Genomic DNA, 16840 nt, shown 5'->3' on the forward strand with positions numbered 1-16840 from the left:
GGGCGGCCTCCTCAGAGGTGCTGCTCGTCGGCACGGATGCGGCGGTACTCGTCCTGCCGCTCGTCGGTGATGTAGTCGGGGACGGGGAAGTCCCACCATCCCGGCGTCCACGGGCCCGCCGCGTCCCGGTCGGTCGGCACCTCGACGAGCGCGGGCGCCCCGGAGTCGATGGCCTTGCGCAGCACGGGCTCCAGTTCGCCGGGGGACTCGACGCGCCAGGACGCCAGGCCGAACGCCCGGCCGAGCGCCGCGAAGTCGGGGCTGTAGGGCTCCCCGTCCGGGCGGTTGAACTCCGTGCCGATGTGCCGGGAGGTGAGCTTGCGCTGCCCGCCGCGGATCGACATGTAGCCGCTGTTGTTCTGCACGACGAAGACGACCGGGATGCCGCCGGTCACGCACAGCGCGATCTCCTGCGCGGTCATCAGGAAGTCGCCGTCGCCGAGCACGCACACGACGTGCCGGTCGGGGCGGCCGAGCTTGGCGCCGAGGGCGGCGGGCACCGCCCATCCCATGGACGAGAACCCCCCGGAGGTGAGGTGGGTCCGCGGCTCGTAGACGGGGAACGTCTGCTTGACCGCGCCCTGCGTGTTGCCCGACCCCACGACGACGATCGCGTCGCGCGGCAGCGCCTTGCGCAGCGCGCCGAGCGGGCGCTGGGAGGTGAACGGGAACCGGTCGCTGTCGCGGCGGCCGGCGAGCCGGCGCTCCCAGTCCTGCTGGAGGATCGCGAGTTCGTCGAGGTAGCCGGAGCGGTCCGGGGCGGCCTCGGGCAGGGAGTCGGTGACGGCCTGGACGGCCGGGGCCGCGTCGGCGACGATGCCCACCTCGGCCGGGTAGTTCTTGCCGATCTCGTGCGGGTCGATATCGATGTGGACGAGCCGCGCGGGCGGGATCGAGAAGCTCATGCCCTTGGCGTAGCTGGAGGCGGACCAGTCGGTGAACCGGCACCCGACGGCGACCACCACGTCGGCGGACGCGGCGATCACGTTGCCGGGGACGGTCCCGGTCTGCCCGACGCTCCCGGCGAACAGCACGTGGTCCTCGGGGAACGCGCCCTTGCCGTTCCACGTCGTCACGACGGGGATCTGCCAGCGCTCGGCCAGCGCCAGCACCTGCGCGCACGCGTCCGCGGTGATCGTCCCGCCGCCGACGACCAGGACCGGACGGCGGGCGGAGTGCAGCACCCGCGCGGCCCGGTCCACCGCCGCCGGGTCGGGGTACTGGCGGCCCGCCGGGAGCCGCGGGGCCAGGTCGTGCAGGGCGACCTCGGCGCTCTCGGCCTGCACGTCCATCGGCACCTCGACGTGCACGGGCCCCGGCCTGCCGGTGAGCATCGAGTTGAACGAGCGGTGCAGGATGAACGGCAGTTCCTCGACGCGGGTCGCCACCCAGTGCCGCTTCGACACCGCCTCGGCGGCCTTGGGGAAGTCGTTGGCGTTGTTGCGGTCCAGTTCCTGGAGCAGCCCGTGGCCGCGCATGTGGGTCGGCGGGCCGCCGGTGACGACGAGCACGCTCGTGGAGTCGCTGAACGCGGTGGCCAGGCCGATCACGGTGTTGCTGGCTCCGGCGCCGATGGAGGCGACCGCCGCCATGGGCCGTCCGGTGACGCGGTAGTAGCCGTCCGCCAGGTGCACGGCGCTCTGCTCGTGGAAGACCTGGTGGAACGGGATCCTGGAGTCGTCGTCCAGGAACGCGTCGGTGACGGACCAGATGCCGTGCCCGGGGATCCCGGCGACATGGTCGACACCGTAGGCGCGGAGGGTCCGCGCGATGATCTGGCCGCCCGTCAGTCTGGGCATGTGCGCTTCCTTTCAGCGGTCGTGGTCGTGGTCAAGAGCGCGGGCGCAGGCTCCGGAGCTTGTCGGCGACCTCCAGCGCGTCGCCCTCGGGAGCGGTGGAGTCGCGGCCGGGCCGGGCCAGGAGCAGGTAGGCCAGGCCCACCAGGAGGACGACGGCGAACCCGATCAGCGCGATCCAGCGGTCGTAGAACGCGAGGCCCGCGTCGCCGCTGGGCTTGGCCAGCATGACGATCGCCACGACCCCGTAGGCCAGGGCGGCGACGTTCACCGGCAGGCCGGCCCGGCCGAGGTTCCACGCCCCGGCGGGCCGCCAGCCGCGCAGCCGCATCCGCAGCGCGGCCAGCACCACCATCTGGAACGCGACGTAGCCCGCGAGCATCTGGAAGGCGGCGATCCGGAACAGCGAGTCGGGCGAGTAGAACACGAAGACGTACAGCGCGAGCGGCGGGACGTTGACGGCCAGCAGCGCGTTCATCGGGACCTTGCGGGTCGCGTGCATCCGGGAGAACCACTGGCTGCCCGGGAACATCCGGTCGCGGGCGAAGGAGAACACCAGCCGGCTCGCCGCGGCCTGCTGGCCCATGACGCAGGCCAGGAACGAGGTCAGCGCGACCACCAGGAACGCCTTGGTGCCGACCGTCCCCAGCGAGTTCTGCAGGATGGCGGGGACCGGCGCGCCGACGTCGCCGGCGACGATGGCCGGCAGGTCGGGCGCGGCCAGCACGTACCCGGCGAAGGACAGCAGCGCGGCCGCGCCGCCCACCAGCACGGTGAGCTGCATCGCGCGGGGGATGCGGCGGGCGGGGTCGGGCACCTCCTCGGCGACCTCGCCGCAGGCTTCGAAGCCGTAGAACAGCAGGAGGCCGACGAGGGAGGCGCCCAGGAACGCGCCGAGGTAGCCCTCGCCGCCGTCGGCGCCCATGGTGTCGAAGAAGACCGAGAACGGCTGGTGCCGCTCGAAGGCCAGCAGGTACAGGCCGACCGCCAGCACCCCGAGCAGTTCCGCGGCGAGCCCGATCTTGGAGATGCGGGCGAGCGTCCGGGTGCCGGTGATGTTGAGCAGGAGCGCCACCGCCGTGACGGCGAGCGCGATCGCCAGTCGCGCCCCGGGCGAGGACTCGGGGCCGGGCTCGGCGGCCGTGCCGAAGAACAGGCCCGCCACGAAGTCGGCGCTGAACAGGGCCGTCGAGGTGATCCCGATGATGACGCCGCAGATGTAGATCCAGGAGAGGATCCAGGCGTAGCGCCCGCTCCAGAGCCGCCGTCCCCACTGGTAGAGCCCACCGGCCAGCGGGTACTGCGCCACGATCTCGCCGAACACCAGCGCGACGAGGAACTGCCCTCCGGCGGCGACGAGGATCCAGAACACGGCGGGCGGCCCGGCGGCCGCCAGCCCCATCGCGAACAGCGAGATGACCCCCACCAGCGGCGACAGGTAGAGGAACCCCAGCGCGAAGTTGGCCCACAGGCTCATCTCGCGGTCGAACTTCTGCTCGTAGCCGAGCGCCGCCAGATGGTGGTCGTCGGCGGACGTCCGGTCGGGCCGCTCACCCGTCATCGACATGTCCTCACCTCTCTCGTTCGCTCACTCGGCGGCCCGGTCGGCCCAGTCGAGCGCGCGCTCGCCGAACATGGCCGCGCGGAGGTCGCCGGACCGGGCGTGCCCCTCGAAGTTCTCGAGCCGGGACATCCGGCCGCAGACCTCACCGAGGAAGGCGCTGGACTCGGGGTCGCGCACCTCCTGGTAGGTGACGGTCTTGAGGAACTTGCCGACCCAGAGCCCGCCGGTGTAGCGGGCGGCGCCCCGGGTGGGCAGGACGTGGTTGGTGCCGATCACCTTGTCCCCGTACGGCACGCAGGTGCCGTCGCCGAGGAAGAGGGCGCCGTAGTGGCGCATCCGCTCCAGGGCGGCCCGCGGCTCGGCGGTGAGGATCTGCACGTGCTCGCTGGCGTAGGTGTCGGCCAGCGCGTAGGCGGCGTCCAGGTCCGCCGTGACGTGCACCTCGCCGTGGTCGCGCCAGGCGGCGCCCGCGACCGGCCCCGTCGGCAGCCCGGGCAGCAGTTCCTCGATGTGCGCCAGGACCCGCCTGCCCACCTCCTCGGAGGTGGTGACGAGCACCGCGGGCGAATCGGGGCCGTGCTCGGCCTGGCTGAGCAGGTCCACGGCGACCAGCAGCGGATCGGCGGTCGCGTCGGCCACGATGAGGGTCTCGGTGGGCCCGGCGAACAGGTCGATGCCGACCTCGCCGAACAGCTGCCGTTTCGCCTCGGCGACGTAGGCGTTGCCGGGGCCGGTGATCAGGTGGACCGGATCGATCGTCTCGGTGCCGAGCGCCAGGGCCGCCATCGCCTGCACGCCGCCGAGCACGTAGATCTCGTCGGCGCCGGCCAGGTGCATCGCCGCCACGCTGATCGGCGGCGGCCCGTCGCCCAGCGGGGGCGTGGTGGCCGCGACGCGGTCCACCCCGGCGACCTTCGCGGTGAGCACGGTCATGTGGGCGGAGGCGGTCAGCGGGTACCGGCCGCCCGGGACGTACGCGCCGGACGCCTCGACCGGGAGCGAACGCTGGCCGAGCACGACCCCGGGCAGCGTCTCGACTTCGAAGTCGACGATCGACTCGCGCTGCGCGCGGGCGAAGTCGCGCACCTGCCGCTGGACGAAGCGCAGGTCGTCCAGCACGGTCTCGGGCACCGCCGACACGATCTTCGCCACCTCGGCGGGGCCGAGCCGGAACGAGGGGGGCGCCCAGGAGTCGAACTGGCGCGAGTGGCGCCGGACCGCCTCGTCGCCGCCGGCGCGGACGTCGGCGATGACCCGCGCGACGGTCTCCGCGACCCGCGGATCGGCGGCGCCGGCCGGGGCCGCGGGGTCGCCGCGCCGGGGGTCGGACCCGGCCGCCGGAACCGTCCCGAGCGCGGCCTTGAGGGTGGTGAGCACTGCACGGTCTCCCTAGAGAACGTCGTCGAGGGCTGACTGACGCCGCTGTTTCGATCGCTCTCGCGTGGAGCGACCACGGATACGCGAGTCGGCGTCGGCCAAGTCTTGCCGGGCGGGGAAAGCCGCTGACAGACTCATGCCGAGCAACGATCCGCGTCATCGCTGCGCACTGTGTGAAACGAGGAGCGATGGAGCTGACGGTCAAGGCGGTCCTGGACCTGCCGATCTTCCGGCGGGCGGGCGCCCGGGTCCTCGCCGGCGAGCGGAACCTGCACCGGGCCGTGCGCTGGGTGCACGCGGGCGAGATCCCCGACATCGCCCGCTTCCTGTCCGGCGGGGAGATGCTGCTCACCGCCGGGCTCGGCATCGGCGGCGACGACCGCGAGCAGCGCGACTACGTCCGGCGGGTCGCCACCGCGGGCGCGGCGGTGCTGGTCGTCGAGCTGGCCGGGCGGGCCTTCGACGCGATGCCGCCGCCCGTGGCGGAGGAGGCCGAGCGGCAGGGCCTGCCGCTGGTGGGCCTGCGCGAGGAGATCCCGTTCGCCGAGGTGTCGGCGCTGGTGCACGAGGCGCTCGTCACGACCCGGCTGCAGGAGCTGACCGCGGAGGAGGCCGTCAGCCAGGCGTTCATGAACCTGCTGCTGGACGGCGCCGACCACCTGTCGCTGACGGCCGAGCTCGCCCACCGCGTCGGCCACCCCGTGGTGCTGGAGGACATGAGCCACCAGGTGCTCGCCTACTCGGGCAGGACCGCGGACTCCGACCGCGTCGTCGCCGACTGGAGCACCCATTCCCGGGTGCTGCACGCGTCGCCGTCCGAGAAGCTGGACTCACCGCCGTTCCAGGGCTCCCGCCCGGAACCGCCGCGCGGCTCCGAGCCGGCGGAGTGCGCCCGCCGGGCCGTGGTCCTGCGCGGCGAGCGCTGGGGCTGGCTGCACGTCCTGCACGGGTCCGCCGAGCTGACCGGCCCGCGGCTGTACGCGCTGGAGCGCACGGCCGCCGCCGTGGCGATCACGCTGCTGGGCGAGCGCGCCAGCGGAGCGCGCTCCGCCCAGCGGCAGGGCGCGCTGGTCAACCGGCTGCTGCTCGGCGACCTGTCCGGCGAGGACTTCGTCGCGAAGGCGCTGCGGCTGGGCCGGGACCTGCGCGGGCGCAAGCTGGTGGTGACGGTGGTGGACGCCTGCGGCGCCGACGGGTCGTTCGGCGAGGAGGAGCTGGACGCGGCGCTGCGCGGCGCCGGCTTCCCCGCCGTGGTCGCCGACATCGGCGACCACGCCCTGGCGGTGGTCGGGCTGCCCGCCGCGGCGGCGGAGCAGCGGGTCGTCGACGTCCTGAACGGGCACCGCGTGCGGGCGGGCCTCAGCCGGGTCGTCGACGCGTCGGGCCTGCACGCGGCCGTGCAGCAGGCCCGCGGCGCGAGCGCCGCCGCGTGCCGCGACTCCGCCGCCGCGGTGCGGCGCTTCGACGACCTCGGCGTGCTGCGCCTGCTGATCGTCCTGGCCCAGGGCCCGGAACTGGCCGGCTACGTGGAGGACGAGCTGGGGCCGCTGCTGCACCACGACGCGGGCTCGGCGAACCGGCTGCTGCCCACGCTCAGGGCCTACCTGGACGAGGACGGCAACAAGTCGCGGGCCGCCGCGGCGCTCTTCGTGCAGCGCAGGACCCTCTACTACCGGCTGGAGCGGATCAACGCCCTGCTGGGCGTGCGCCTGGACGAACCGGAGGTCCGGCAGCGGCTCCTGCTGGCCGTGCGGGGGCTCGACCTCCTGCGGCGGCCGAGCTTCACGAGCTGACCCGTCCTTGCACTTGCTGTGCATCTCCAGGCGGAGATACTGCACAGATTGCGCCTCCTGCGAAGGCCCCGCCCTCCCTACCGTGGTGCGGGACATATTCGAGGGAGCTGGAATGAACGATGTGTTCGGACCGAAAACACCGGAGGTCGTCACCGACCCGCCGGACGAACTGGAGTGCGACGTCGTCATCGTCGGTTCCGGCATGGGCGGCGGCACCCTCGCGTACGCGCTCCGCGATTCCGGCGCCCGCGTCCTCATCGTCGAGCAGGGGGACTTCCTGCCCCGCGAGGCCGCCAACTGGTCGCCCAAGGCCGTGCACATGGAGGGCCGCTACAGGAACTCCCCGCACTGGTACGACGAGAACGGCCGCTCGTTCGTCCCCGGCAACTACCACTACGTGGGCGGCAGCACGAAGATGTACGGCGCCACGCTGCCGCGGCTGCGGGAGCACGACTTCGAGGAGGTCGAGCACCCCGACGGCGTGTCGCCCGCGTGGCCGCTGAGCTACGCCGACCTCGAACCCCACTACGCCGAGGCCGAGCGCGTCTTCTCCGTCCACGGGCTCAAGGGCGAGGATCCGACGGACCCGTGGCGCTCGTCCGACTTCCCCTTCCCGCCCCTCCCGCACGAGCCCGCCGTCGCCGCGTTCGCCGACTCCGCGCGCGCGCAGGGACTGCGGCCGTTCGCGCTCCCCCAGGCGATGGACGTACGCGACGGCGGGGCCTGCGTGCTCTGCCCGACCTGCGACGCGTTCCCGTGCCTGGTCGATGCCAAGGGCGACGCGGACGTGGCGGCGGTGCGCCCGGCGATCGCGTCACCGACCGTCCGGCTGCTGACCCGCGCCGAGGTGACGCGGCTGGACACCGACGCCGGCGGGCGCCGCGTGACGTCGGCGCGGGTCGCGCACGGCGGCCGGACGGTCCGCGTCCGGGCCGGCCGCTTCGTCGTCTCGGCCGGTGCCGCCAACACCGCCGCGCTGCTGCTGCGGTCAGCGTCCGACGCCCACCCGCGCGGCCTCGCGAACGCCTCGGACCAGGTCGGCCGCAACTTCATGCGGCACATCACGTCCTTCTTCCTCGCGGCCGATCCGCGCCGCGTGAACGAGGACGGCTTCCACAAGACGCTCGGCATCAACGACTGGTACTCGGCGGGGCCGACGACCCGGTACCCGCTCGGCAACGTCCAAGGGCTGGGCAAGCTGCGGGGCCCGCATGTCAAGAACGCCCGGAAGGCGGTGCCCCTCCCGCTCCTGGACGCGGTGACGCACCGGACCCTCGACCTCTTCCTGCAGACCGAGGACCTCCCCTTGCCCGGCAACCGGGTACGGCTGGACTCCAAGGGACGCATCGTCCTGAGCTACCGGCCCACCAACCGCTCCGCCCACAAGGAACTGGTGGCCCGGATGAAGCGGGTGGCGCGCCGCGCCGGCTACCCCGTCGTCCTCCACCAGGAACTGGGGATCGAGGCGACGTCGCACCAGTGCGGCACCGCGCGGATGGGGACGGACGGCGCCGACAGCGTCGTGGACCCGTTCTGCCGCGCCCACGACGTCGCGAACCTGTGGATCGTGGACTCGTCGCCGTTCCCCGCCTCGGCCGCCGTCAACCCGGCGCTGACCGTCGCCGCCCTCGCGCTGCGGGTCGCGGCCGCCGGCGACCTCACCTCCTGACGCCCGACCCCCCGACCCCCCGACGTCCCGACCGTGACGTCCCGCCCGATGAGAACGGAGACACCATGCCCGCCGCACCGCCGTCCGGAGGCGTCCCCACGCTGCGCGACGTGGACCACGTCGCCGTCACCGTGCCCGACCTGGACGCCGCCGTGTCCTTCTTCGTGGAGCACTTCCGGGGCGAGCTCGTCTTCCACGACGGCCCGTTCTCGGGCCGCGGGGACGAGATGACCCGGAGGCTGAACGTCGCGCCCGAGGCGCGCTGCCGCCTGGCGATGGTCCGCATGGGCCGCCACACGAATTTGGAGCTCTTCGAGTACGAGGCGGCCGAGCGCCGGGAGGCGCCTCCGCGCAACAGCGACGTGGGCGGCCACCACCTGGCGCTCTACGTCGACGACATCGAAGCGGCCCACGCCTATGTCGCGGCCATCCCGGGCGTGGTCGTGATGGACGGCCCGAACGGCGTCGCACCGGACTCGCCCGTGGCGGGCCAGCGCTGGTTCTACTTCCTCACCCCGTGGGGCATGCAGATGGAGCTGACCTCCTGCCCGGCGGGCGACTTCTACGCGGGCCTGCCCGGCGCCGGGATGGCCCCGCCCGCCGCGGCGTGGCGCTAGCGAGGCGGCCCCGCCGGTTCGCGGCCCGCCGGGCCGGCGGTCCGGCGGTCCGGCGGGGGCGGCCGTCAGGCGGCCTCGGCCGGGCGGCCGGCGAACCAGCGGTAGGTGAGCAGGATGTTCATCCGGTGCAGGGAGCGCACCAGTGCGCGGTACTGCTCGGGCGCGCCCGGGACCGGCTCGATGCCCCACATCGGCAGTTCCTCGTACAGGGCCTCGACGGGCGTGCCCGCCCGGAGGCCCCGGTCCACGGCGGCGGCCAGGTTCTCGAGGTAGGAGATCCACGCGGAGATCCCGGGCTCGGCGGGGCCGAGGAACCCGTGGCCCGGCACGAGGGTCTCCACGTCGAGCAGCGCCCGCATGGTCCGCAGGCTCCGGGCGTAGCCGACGGGGTCGCCGATCAGCATCATCGGGGTGACGCCGTAGGGCAGGACGAAGTTGCCGGTGAAGGCCACCTTCGCGTCGGGCACGTGGACGACGGTGTCGCCGGGGCCGTTGCCCGGGCCGAGGTGCCACAGGTGGACGACCCTCCCGCCGAGGTCGATCTCGCAGAACCGGTCGAACACCACGTCCGGCTTGCGCCATTCGAGCACCGTGTCCAGCGAGTCGTCCCCGTACATGCTCTCGGCGCGCAGCCGCTTCTCCGCGGCCAGGTCGGTCATGGCCGCCTTGTTGAGCCGCGAGGAGAACAGGGTGACGTCCTCGTCGAAGGCGGTGTTCCCGAAGGTGTGGTCGCCGTGGTAGGTGGTGTTGACCAGGTACCGGACGGGCTTGCCGGTCAGGTCGGCGGCCAGCCGCCGGATCTGCCGGCCGACGGCCGGGGTGATGCCCGCGTCGACCACCAGGGCGGCGTCCCGGCCGACGATCAGGCCGTTGTTGTCCTTGGGGACCTGGTCCGCCATCAGCGCGTGGACGCCTTCGGCGAGTTCCCGGGGTTCGAGGCGCAGACCGGACGGGCTGAGGTTCGGGGCGACGAACCCCGGGGGGCGCTCGCTCATCTCGTGCGCGACCGGGAGGAGTCCGTTCATCAGATGTTCCCTTCGGTGAGGACGACGCTCAGGAAGAACCGCACGTGCTCGTCCACCAGCCGCCGGGCGGCGGCCAGGTCGTCCGGTGTGGCGTCGGCGTGCAGGTGCAGCAGGCGGGGCACCTGGAGCGGCGCGAACAGTTCCCACACGATCTGCCGGGCGGGCACGTCCGTGCGGACGAGCCCGGCCCGCTGCCAGTGCGCGAACGGCTCCTGGAGCCGGTCGCGGGCGGCCTCGATCGACGCGGCGAGGCCGTCCAGTCCGCCGGCGCCGCTGCCGTCGCGCAGCAGGACGCTGGCGAACCGGCGGGCCCGGGGGGCGGACCAGCCCTCCATCACCCGGGCCGCCAGCTCCGGCACGGCCTGCCGCGGCCCCGCCCGCACCAGCGCGTCCACGTCCAGCCGCAGCGCCTCGAAGGAGGCCGGACCGGCCTCGGCGAACAGCGCGTCGTAGATCGCCTGCTTGCTCGCGAAGTGACCGTAGATCGCGCTGTCGCGCACGCCGACCTCGGCCGCGATCTGCCGGACCGTGGTCGCCGCGAAGCCCTGCCGCGCGAACAGCTCCAGCGCCGCGTCCAGCAGCAGGTCGCGGGTGGCCGGGCCCGCGTTCTTCGGTGGCCGGCCCGGACGCCGGGGCGCCGGGCGGCTCACGTGGGATTCCGCCATGGCCGTTATTTAATGAGCGCTAATTCAATTTGTCAACGCGCGGCGGGCCGCGGGCCGGGCGGCGCGGGTCTCAGCAGCAGGTGGGGTCGCGCGGCGCCGGCGGACGCGCGCCGGACGGGCGGCGGGCGCCGCGGTCGGCCCTCCAGAGCCGCACGAGGCGCGTCAGGCCGGCTTCGAGCTCGTCCGGTTCCTTCCAGAACGGGATGCGCAGGTGGTCCTGGAAGCCGTCCACCGAGGAGAACACCGGCCCCGGCACGACGCTGATGCCGTTGCGCCGGGCCACCTGGGCGAACGCCGTGGTAGCGGTTCCGGGCAGCCGGACCCACAGCGCGCTGCCGCCCGCCGGCTCCGGCCACGACCATTCCGGGGCCTCCACCTGGAGGGTCGCGACGGCCGTCCGGAGGCCGGCGCCGAGCTGCGCGCGGCGCGCCGCTCGTGCCGCCGCGATCTCCCGGAGGCAGTCGGCGGTCAGGAGCTGGCTGAGCACCGAGCTGCCCAGGTCCTCGACCGCCTTGGTGCGGGCGAGGGACTGCACCATGGCCTCGCCGGCCCGGATCCAACCGACGCGCAGCCCGCCCCAGAAGACCTTGGACGCCGAGCCGATCGCGATCCACTGCGCGGGGTCCAGGGCCGCGCCCACCGGGGGCGGCGGGCCGCCGGGCGCGAAGACGAGGTCGGCGGGGGAGCCGTCCTCGACCAGCAGCGTGCCGTGGCGGCCGAGGATCTCCGCCAGGCGCCGGGCCTTGCCGCGCGACACGACGGAACCGGTGGGGTTGTGGGCCGCGGGGAGCAGGTAGACCAGGCGCGGCCGCAGGTGCTCGACCACCCGTTCCAGGACGCGGAGGTCGGGGCCGTCGGACTCGACCGGCACGGGCACGAGCCTGGCCCGCCGGGCGCGGAAGACGTCGAGCGCGCCGCGGTACGAGGGGTCCTCGACGACGACCGTGTCGCCGGGGCCGACCAGGGCCTCGGCGATGAGCTTGAGCGCCTGCTGCGACCCGCTGGTCACCAGGATCTGGCCGGCCGAGGTGGGGACGCCGAGGTCGGCGTAGTAGGTGCCGAGCGCGTCGCGCAGGCAGTCGAGCCCCGTGACGTGGTAGCCGTCTCCGGCGACGAGCCGAGAGACGAGGCCGGCGTCCAGCCCCGCCATGGCGCGGGCCACCAGCGGGAGGCCGCCGGGGGCTCCGCTGGACAGGTCGACGAGCCGCTCCGGGGCCCGCCCGCCGAACGTGCTGAGCCGTGCGTCGCCGGGCACGGCGATCGCGTCCCCGCCGCGCGCCGCGGAGGCGAAGGAACCGCTTCCCGTGCGGCTGCCGATCCAGCCGTCCTCGCGCAACCGCGCGTACGCCTCCGCGACCGTCCCCCGGCTGACCGACAGCGCCGCGGCGAGGCCGCGCTCGGACGGCAGCCGCTCGCCGAGCCGTCCGGGCGCGTTCTCCCACCCCTGCAGGAGCCGGACGACGCGGGCGGCCGATGACACCGGCATAGGAACGCAACACCTTTCCAGGCCGATGGGCCAGTTCTCGCAAAATTGGCCCTTGCCGGGCCGGTGAGCGGGCCACAGTATGGCCGACGGACGCACGGCACGAGAGCCGAGGGGGGCGCATGGCGGTTCTGCTGGTGGGGACCCTCGATACCAAGGAGACCGAGTACCGGCTGGTCAGGGACCTGATCATCGAGTCCGGCCAGGACGTCGCGGTCGTCGACACGAGCGTCATGGGCGCCGCCTCGATGGCGGCCGACGTGGCCCCTTCCGAGGTGGCCGAAGCCGCGGGGACGACGCTGGAGGAGCTGCGGAGCGCGGGCGACCGCGGGGCCGCCCTGCGGGCGATGGCGGCGGGCGCCGCGGTCATCGCCGCCCGCATGCACCGGGAGGGACGCCTGAGCGGGGTGCTGGCGCTGGGCGGCAGCGGCGGCTCGTCCGTCGCGGCCGCGGTGATGCGGGCGCTGCCGGTCGGCCTGCCGAAACTGCTGGTGTCGACGATGGCCGGCGGCGACGTCTCCGCCTACGTCGGCGGGAGCGATGTGACGCTCATGTACAGCGTCGTCGACGTCGCGGGGATCAACTCGGTGTCCCGCCCGATCCTCGGCAACGCCGCGGCGGCCATCGCCGCCATGGCCGCCGCCCACGACCGGCGCCGGGACGGCGGGGACGACGGCGGCGACGGCCGGGACGGCGGGAAGCCCATGATCGCCGCGACCATGTTCGGTGTCACCACGCCGGCCGTGGAGGCGGCCCGGGCGCGGCTGGAGGAGCTGGGCTACGAGGTCCTCGTCTTCCACGCCACCGGCACCGGCGGACGGGCGCTGGAGACGCTCGCCGCCGAGGGCCGCTTCGCCGGTGTGCTCGACCTGACGACCACCGAACTGGCGGACGAGCTGGTCGGCGGCGTCCTGTCGGCGGGGCCGGACCGGCTGACCGCCGCCGGGGCCGCCGGCGTCCCCCAGGTCGTCAGCCTCGGCGCGGTCGACATGGTCAACTTCGGACCCGCCGACACCGTCCCCGAGCGGTTCCGGCGGCGCCTGCTGCTCGTCCACAACGACATGGTGACGCTGATGCGCACCACGCCCGGCGAGGCCGCCGAGATCGGCCGCGCGATCGGCGCGCGGCTGGCCGCCGCGACCGGGCCCGTCACGCTCATGCTCCCGCGCGGCGGCCTGTCCGCCGTCGACGTCGAGGGAGGCCCGTTCTGGGATCCCGAGGCGGACGGCGCCTGCTTCGACGCCGTCCTGGACGCCGTGGCCGGCGGCCGCGTCGAGGTGATCGACACGGCGCACGACATCAACGCCCCCGAGTTCGCGGTGGCGGCCGCCGAGCGGCTGCACCGGCTCGTGCGGGCGTCCCGCGAACCGGAAGGACACGCGCGATGAACCGATCCGAGGCACTCGGCAGGCTGGCCGCCCGGCGGGCCGCGGGCCGCCCGATCATCGGCGCCGGGGCGGGCACGGGCCTGTCCGCCAAGGCCGCGGAGCAGGGCGGCGCCGACCTCCTGATCATCTACAACTCGGGGCGTTTCCGGATGGCCGGGCGAGGGTCCCTGGCGGGCCTCATGCCCTATGGGGACGCCAACGCGATCGTGCTGGAGATGGCGGGCGAGGTCCTCCCGGTCGTCAAGGACACCCCCGTGCTCGCCGGCGTCTGCGGCACCGACCCCTTCCGGCTCATGCCCCGGTTCCTGGACGAGCTCCGCGACGCCGGGTTCGCCGGCGTCCAGAACTTCCCGACGGTCGGCCTGATCGACGGGGTCTTCCGGGCGAACCTGGAGGAGACCGGCATGGGGTTCGACCTCGAAGTCGAGATGATCGGGCTCGCCGCCGAGCGCGGCCTGCTCACCGCCCCGTACGTCTTCGACGCCCGGCAGGCCGCCGCGATGGCGCGGGCGGGCGCCGACATCCTCGTCCCGCACATGGGCCTGACGACGAAGGGCAGCATCGGCGCGCGCACCGCCATCACCCTCGACGACGCGGTGGCGCGCGTCCAGGAGATCCGGGACGCGGCCGTCGCCGTCAACCCCGACGTCATCGTCCTGTGCCACGGCGGACCCATCGCCGAGCCCGACGACGTCCGCCGCGTGCTGGACGGGACGACCGGGATCGACGGGTTCTTCGGCGCGTCGTCGATGGAGCGGCTGCCCACCGAGCGCGCCATCGCCGAACAGGTCCGAGCGTTCCAGCAGATTTGACCGGCCCAGCGTCCGACCGGCCCAGCGTCCGACCAGCGCACCCGGCTCAGCGAAGGAGCAGCACCGTGCACCGCGACCCGAACTCCGTGCCCACGATGGTCTTCGATTGGGGCTCGATCAAGTGGCTCGTCGACCCGGACGGCGTGCCGGGCGCGTCCTCCACCCTCGGCGAGGTGATCATCAACCCGGACCGGGGCCACGACCGCCACGAGCATCCCGGATCCGACGAGATCCTCTACATCATCGAGGGCGAAGGGCGCCAGACCGTCGGCGACGGGCCCGAGTTCCCCGTGACGGCCGGTGACGCCGTCTGGATCCCCAGGGGGACCCTGCACTCCACCTTCAACACCGGCTGGAGGCCCCTGCGGATCCTGGCGACCTACACGCCCGGCGGCGCCGAGGCCGCCCTGCGCGAGGTGCCCGGCTTCGTCGAGCTGGCACCGGGCGCCCATCCCACCTGGGAGATGGGCGGACGGGACGAGCCCCGTGGGTGAGTTCAGGCGCGACCGCGGCGGCCACGTGATTCCGGTCGCCGAGCCCGAGATCTTCCCCGTCCACCGGGGCAAGCGGTTCATCGTCACCGGCGGCACCGGCGGTGTCGGCGCCGCCACCGCCGAACTCCTGCTCCGGGAGGGGGCCTCGGTCGTCATCGCCGACCTGTCCGCGGCGGCGTCGGCCGCGCTGGCCGAGCGCCTCGGCGGGCCCGGACGCGGCGCGCACGGCGTCGGCCTGGACCTGCGGGACCCCGCGTCGGTCGCCGCGGCCGCCGAACGGTCCTTCGACCTGCTCGGCGGCGTCGACGGGCTCGCCAACGCGGCCGGCGTCGTCGAGATCGCGCCCGCGCTGCGGCACGCGCGCCCGCTGTGGGAGGCGCAGTTCGGCGTCAACGTCTTCGGCCCGTTCGAGCTGTCCCGCCTGGTCGCCGAGCGGATGATCGAGCAGGGCGGGGGCGGCGGCATCGTGAACGTCGCCTCGGAGGCGGGCAAGAACGGCCACCCGGACATGGTCGCCTACAACGCCAGCAAGGCCGCGGTGATCAACTGGACCCGGGTGGCCGCCGCGGAGTGGGCCCCGTACGCGATCAACGTCAACTGCGTGTGCCCGGGCGGCGTCGCGACGCCCATGCTGCGGCAGGTCGCGGACGCGCACGCCGCCGCCGGCTCCGGCGACGCCGACGCCGTCTTCGCCTACATGGCCAACGAGCAGCTCGGCCGCCACATCGCCCCCGTCGAGGTGGCCTGGGCCGTCTCCTTCCTCCTCGGGGACCGGGTGCAGGGGATCCGGGGCCAGAGCATCAACGTCGACGGCGGCGTCTCGCCGTACTAGTCCCGGGCGACGACCGAGCCGGAAGGCGATCAACGATGACCTCGCACGGCGGAACCGTCACCGGCCGGCTCGTCCGCCCCGGCGGCGCGGCGCGGGCGGTGCCGACCACGCTGGAGTTCTCCGCCGCCGACGGCACGATCCGGTCGGTCCGACCGTCCGGCGGCCCGTCCGACCGGGTGGTGCTCCCCGGCCTGGTCAACGCGCACGCCCATTCCGGGATGGCGGTCCTGCGCGGCCTGGGCGACGGCCTGCCGCTGGCGGACTGGCTGGCGGTCGTGATGTCCGCGGAGGACGCGCTGTCCGAGGACGACCTGCGGTGGAGCGTGTCCCTCGCCCTGTGCGAGATGATCCGCGGGGGGACGACGGCGTTCGCCGACATGTTCCACTGGACGGAGCCGCTGATCGACACCGTGGTCGAGGCGGGCCTGCGCATCTGTGCCGCACCGGCCGTCTTCGGGCCCGCGGTCCGCCCCTACCCGGCGGCCGGCGGCCGGGCCCATCCCGAGGTCCTCGACCACGTCGAGGACCTCGCCCGGCGGTACGCCGGCGAGCCGCTCGTCCGGGTCATGTACGGGCCGCACGCGATCTACACCTGCGGCGAGCCGGTCTTCGGCGAGGTCGCCCGGCGGGCCGCGGAGAGCGGCCTCGGCGTCCACGTCCACCTCTCGGAGACGGCGGCGGAGGTCGGCGCGGCGGCGGCCGAGTACGGCCGGACGCCGATCGCGGCGGCCGCGCGCGCCGGGCTGCTCGGCCCGTCGACGCTCGTGGCCCACGCCACGAAGGCCACCGCGGACGACATCCGCCTCCTCGCCGAGGCGGGCGCGACGGTGGCGCACAACCCCCGGTCGAACCTCAAGCTCGGATCCGGGATCGCTCCCGTGGCCGCGCTCCGCGAGGCGGGCGTGCGGGTGGCGATCGGCACGGACGGGCCCGCCGCCAACGACGCGCTCGACCTGCTGAGCGAGCTCCGCCTGGCGGTGTCCCTGCAGCGCGGAGCGACCGAGGACGCCGACGCCTGGCCGCTGGACGAGGCGCTGGCGAGCGCGACCGCGCACGGCGCCGCGGCCCTCGGGTTCGCGCCGACGTCGCTGGCCGTGGGCGAACCCGCCGATCTGGTCGTGCTGGACGCCTCGTCGGTGCGGGCGCAGCCGATGCATTCGGCGGCGTCGTTCGTGGGGTGGGCCGCCACGGCCGCCGACGTGCGCGACGTCTACGTGGCCGGGCGTCCGCTGCTGCTGGACGGCGAGTTGCAGACCCTGGACGAGGAGCGCGTCCTGTACGAGGCGCGGCGCATCGCCGACCGCCTCGGCGCCGGCCGGTGACCG

14 protein-coding genes are annotated in these 16840 nt (G+C 74.3%); 8 read left to right on the plus strand and 6 right to left on the minus strand.

The genetic code is table 11. The annotated features are described in order from the left end of the window. Positions 1-11: 11 nt before the first annotated feature. The 3 genes from DMH08_RS09330 to hisD are packed head-to-tail and all read right to left on the minus strand — an operon-like array spanning position 12 to position 4737. A complete protein-coding gene (locus tag DMH08_RS09330; protein WP_125613033.1) occupies positions 12-1799 on the minus strand; it encodes a thiamine pyrophosphate-binding protein in 1788 nt (595 codons plus the stop codon). A gap of 31 nt (positions 1800-1830) precedes the next feature. Further along, on the minus strand, positions 1831-3363 hold the full coding sequence (locus DMH08_RS09335) for an APC family permease (RefSeq protein ID WP_125613035.1): 1533 nt from the start codon (positions 3361-3363) through the stop codon (positions 1831-1833). Between the two features lie 21 nt (positions 3364-3384). Beyond that, positions 3385-4737 carry a histidinol dehydrogenase gene (gene hisD / locus DMH08_RS09340; RefSeq protein WP_125613037.1) on the minus strand — a complete coding sequence of 451 codons (1353 nt, stop codon included), beginning with the start codon at positions 4735-4737 and terminating at the stop codon, positions 3385-3387. Positions 4738-4925: 188 nt separating this feature from the next. Between hisD and DMH08_RS09345 the strand changes: the two genes are divergently transcribed. The 3 genes from DMH08_RS09345 (at position 4926) to DMH08_RS09355 (ending at position 8816) form a co-directional block, all read left to right on the plus strand. Further along, the gene (locus tag DMH08_RS09345) at positions 4926-6530 is read left to right on the plus strand and encodes a PucR family transcriptional regulator (RefSeq protein ID WP_125613039.1); all 1605 of its coding nucleotides are present in this window, start codon (positions 4926-4928) and stop codon (positions 6528-6530) included. Positions 6531-6642: 112 nt separating this feature from the next. Continuing rightward, on the plus strand, positions 6643-8199 hold the full coding sequence (locus tag DMH08_RS09350; protein WP_125613041.1) for a GMC family oxidoreductase: 1557 nt from the start codon (positions 6643-6645) through the stop codon (positions 8197-8199). A gap of 65 nt (positions 8200-8264) precedes the next feature. Further along, positions 8265-8816: a VOC family protein gene (locus tag DMH08_RS09355; RefSeq protein ID WP_125613043.1), complete on the plus strand. Its 552-nt coding sequence runs from the start codon at positions 8265-8267 to the stop codon at positions 8814-8816. 65 nt (positions 8817-8881) lie between these two features. Here the strand turns inward: DMH08_RS09355 and DMH08_RS09360 are convergent, their stop codons facing one another. The 3 genes from DMH08_RS09360 to yczR all read right to left on the minus strand — a co-directional run bounded on the left by DMH08_RS09360 (position 8882) and on the right by yczR (position 11992). Then, a complete protein-coding gene (locus DMH08_RS09360) occupies positions 8882-9841 on the minus strand; it encodes an MBL fold metallo-hydrolase (protein ID WP_199747704.1) in 960 nt (319 codons plus the stop codon). Continuing rightward, the gene (locus tag DMH08_RS09365; RefSeq protein ID WP_125613045.1) at positions 9841-10506 is read right to left on the minus strand and encodes a TetR/AcrR family transcriptional regulator; all 666 of its coding nucleotides are present in this window, start codon (positions 10504-10506) and stop codon (positions 9841-9843) included. Before DMH08_RS09365 ends, DMH08_RS09360 begins: the two co-directional genes overlap by 1 nt. 70 nt (positions 10507-10576) lie before the next feature. Further along, positions 10577-11992 (minus strand): aminotransferase-like domain-containing protein, encoded by a 1416-nt coding sequence (gene yczR, locus DMH08_RS09370; RefSeq protein WP_125613047.1) that lies wholly within the window; start codon positions 11990-11992, stop codon positions 10577-10579. Between the two features lie 119 nt (positions 11993-12111). Between yczR and DMH08_RS09375 the strand changes: the two genes are divergently transcribed. The 5 genes from DMH08_RS09375 to DMH08_RS09395 all read left to right on the plus strand — a co-directional run bounded on the left by DMH08_RS09375 (position 12112) and on the right by DMH08_RS09395 (position 16837). Continuing rightward, complete coding sequence (locus tag DMH08_RS09375) at positions 12112-13377, plus strand: Tm-1-like ATP-binding domain-containing protein (protein ID WP_125613049.1); 1266 nt, start codon at positions 12112-12114, stop codon at positions 13375-13377. Continuing rightward, complete coding sequence (locus DMH08_RS09380; RefSeq protein WP_125613051.1) at positions 13374-14189, plus strand: phosphoenolpyruvate hydrolase family protein; 816 nt, start codon at positions 13374-13376, stop codon at positions 14187-14189. The genes DMH08_RS09375 and DMH08_RS09380 overlap by 4 nt, the downstream gene beginning before the upstream one ends. 65 nt (positions 14190-14254) lie before the next feature. Further along, complete coding sequence (locus tag DMH08_RS09385; RefSeq protein ID WP_233617497.1) at positions 14255-14683, plus strand: cupin domain-containing protein; 429 nt, start codon at positions 14255-14257, stop codon at positions 14681-14683. Then, on the plus strand, positions 14676-15515 hold the full coding sequence (locus DMH08_RS09390; protein ID WP_158642281.1) for an SDR family NAD(P)-dependent oxidoreductase: 840 nt from the start codon (positions 14676-14678) through the stop codon (positions 15513-15515). The genes DMH08_RS09385 and DMH08_RS09390 overlap by 8 nt, the downstream gene beginning before the upstream one ends. 35 nt (positions 15516-15550) lie before the next feature. Beyond that, on the plus strand, positions 15551-16837 hold the full coding sequence (locus DMH08_RS09395) for an amidohydrolase family protein (protein WP_125613055.1): 1287 nt from the start codon (positions 15551-15553) through the stop codon (positions 16835-16837). The last annotated feature ends 3 nt before the right edge of the window (positions 16838-16840 follow it).

Source organism: Actinomadura sp. WAC 06369 (assembly GCF_003947565.1).
GTDB lineage: Bacteria > Actinomycetota > Actinomycetes > Streptosporangiales > Streptosporangiaceae > Spirillospora > Spirillospora rifamycini.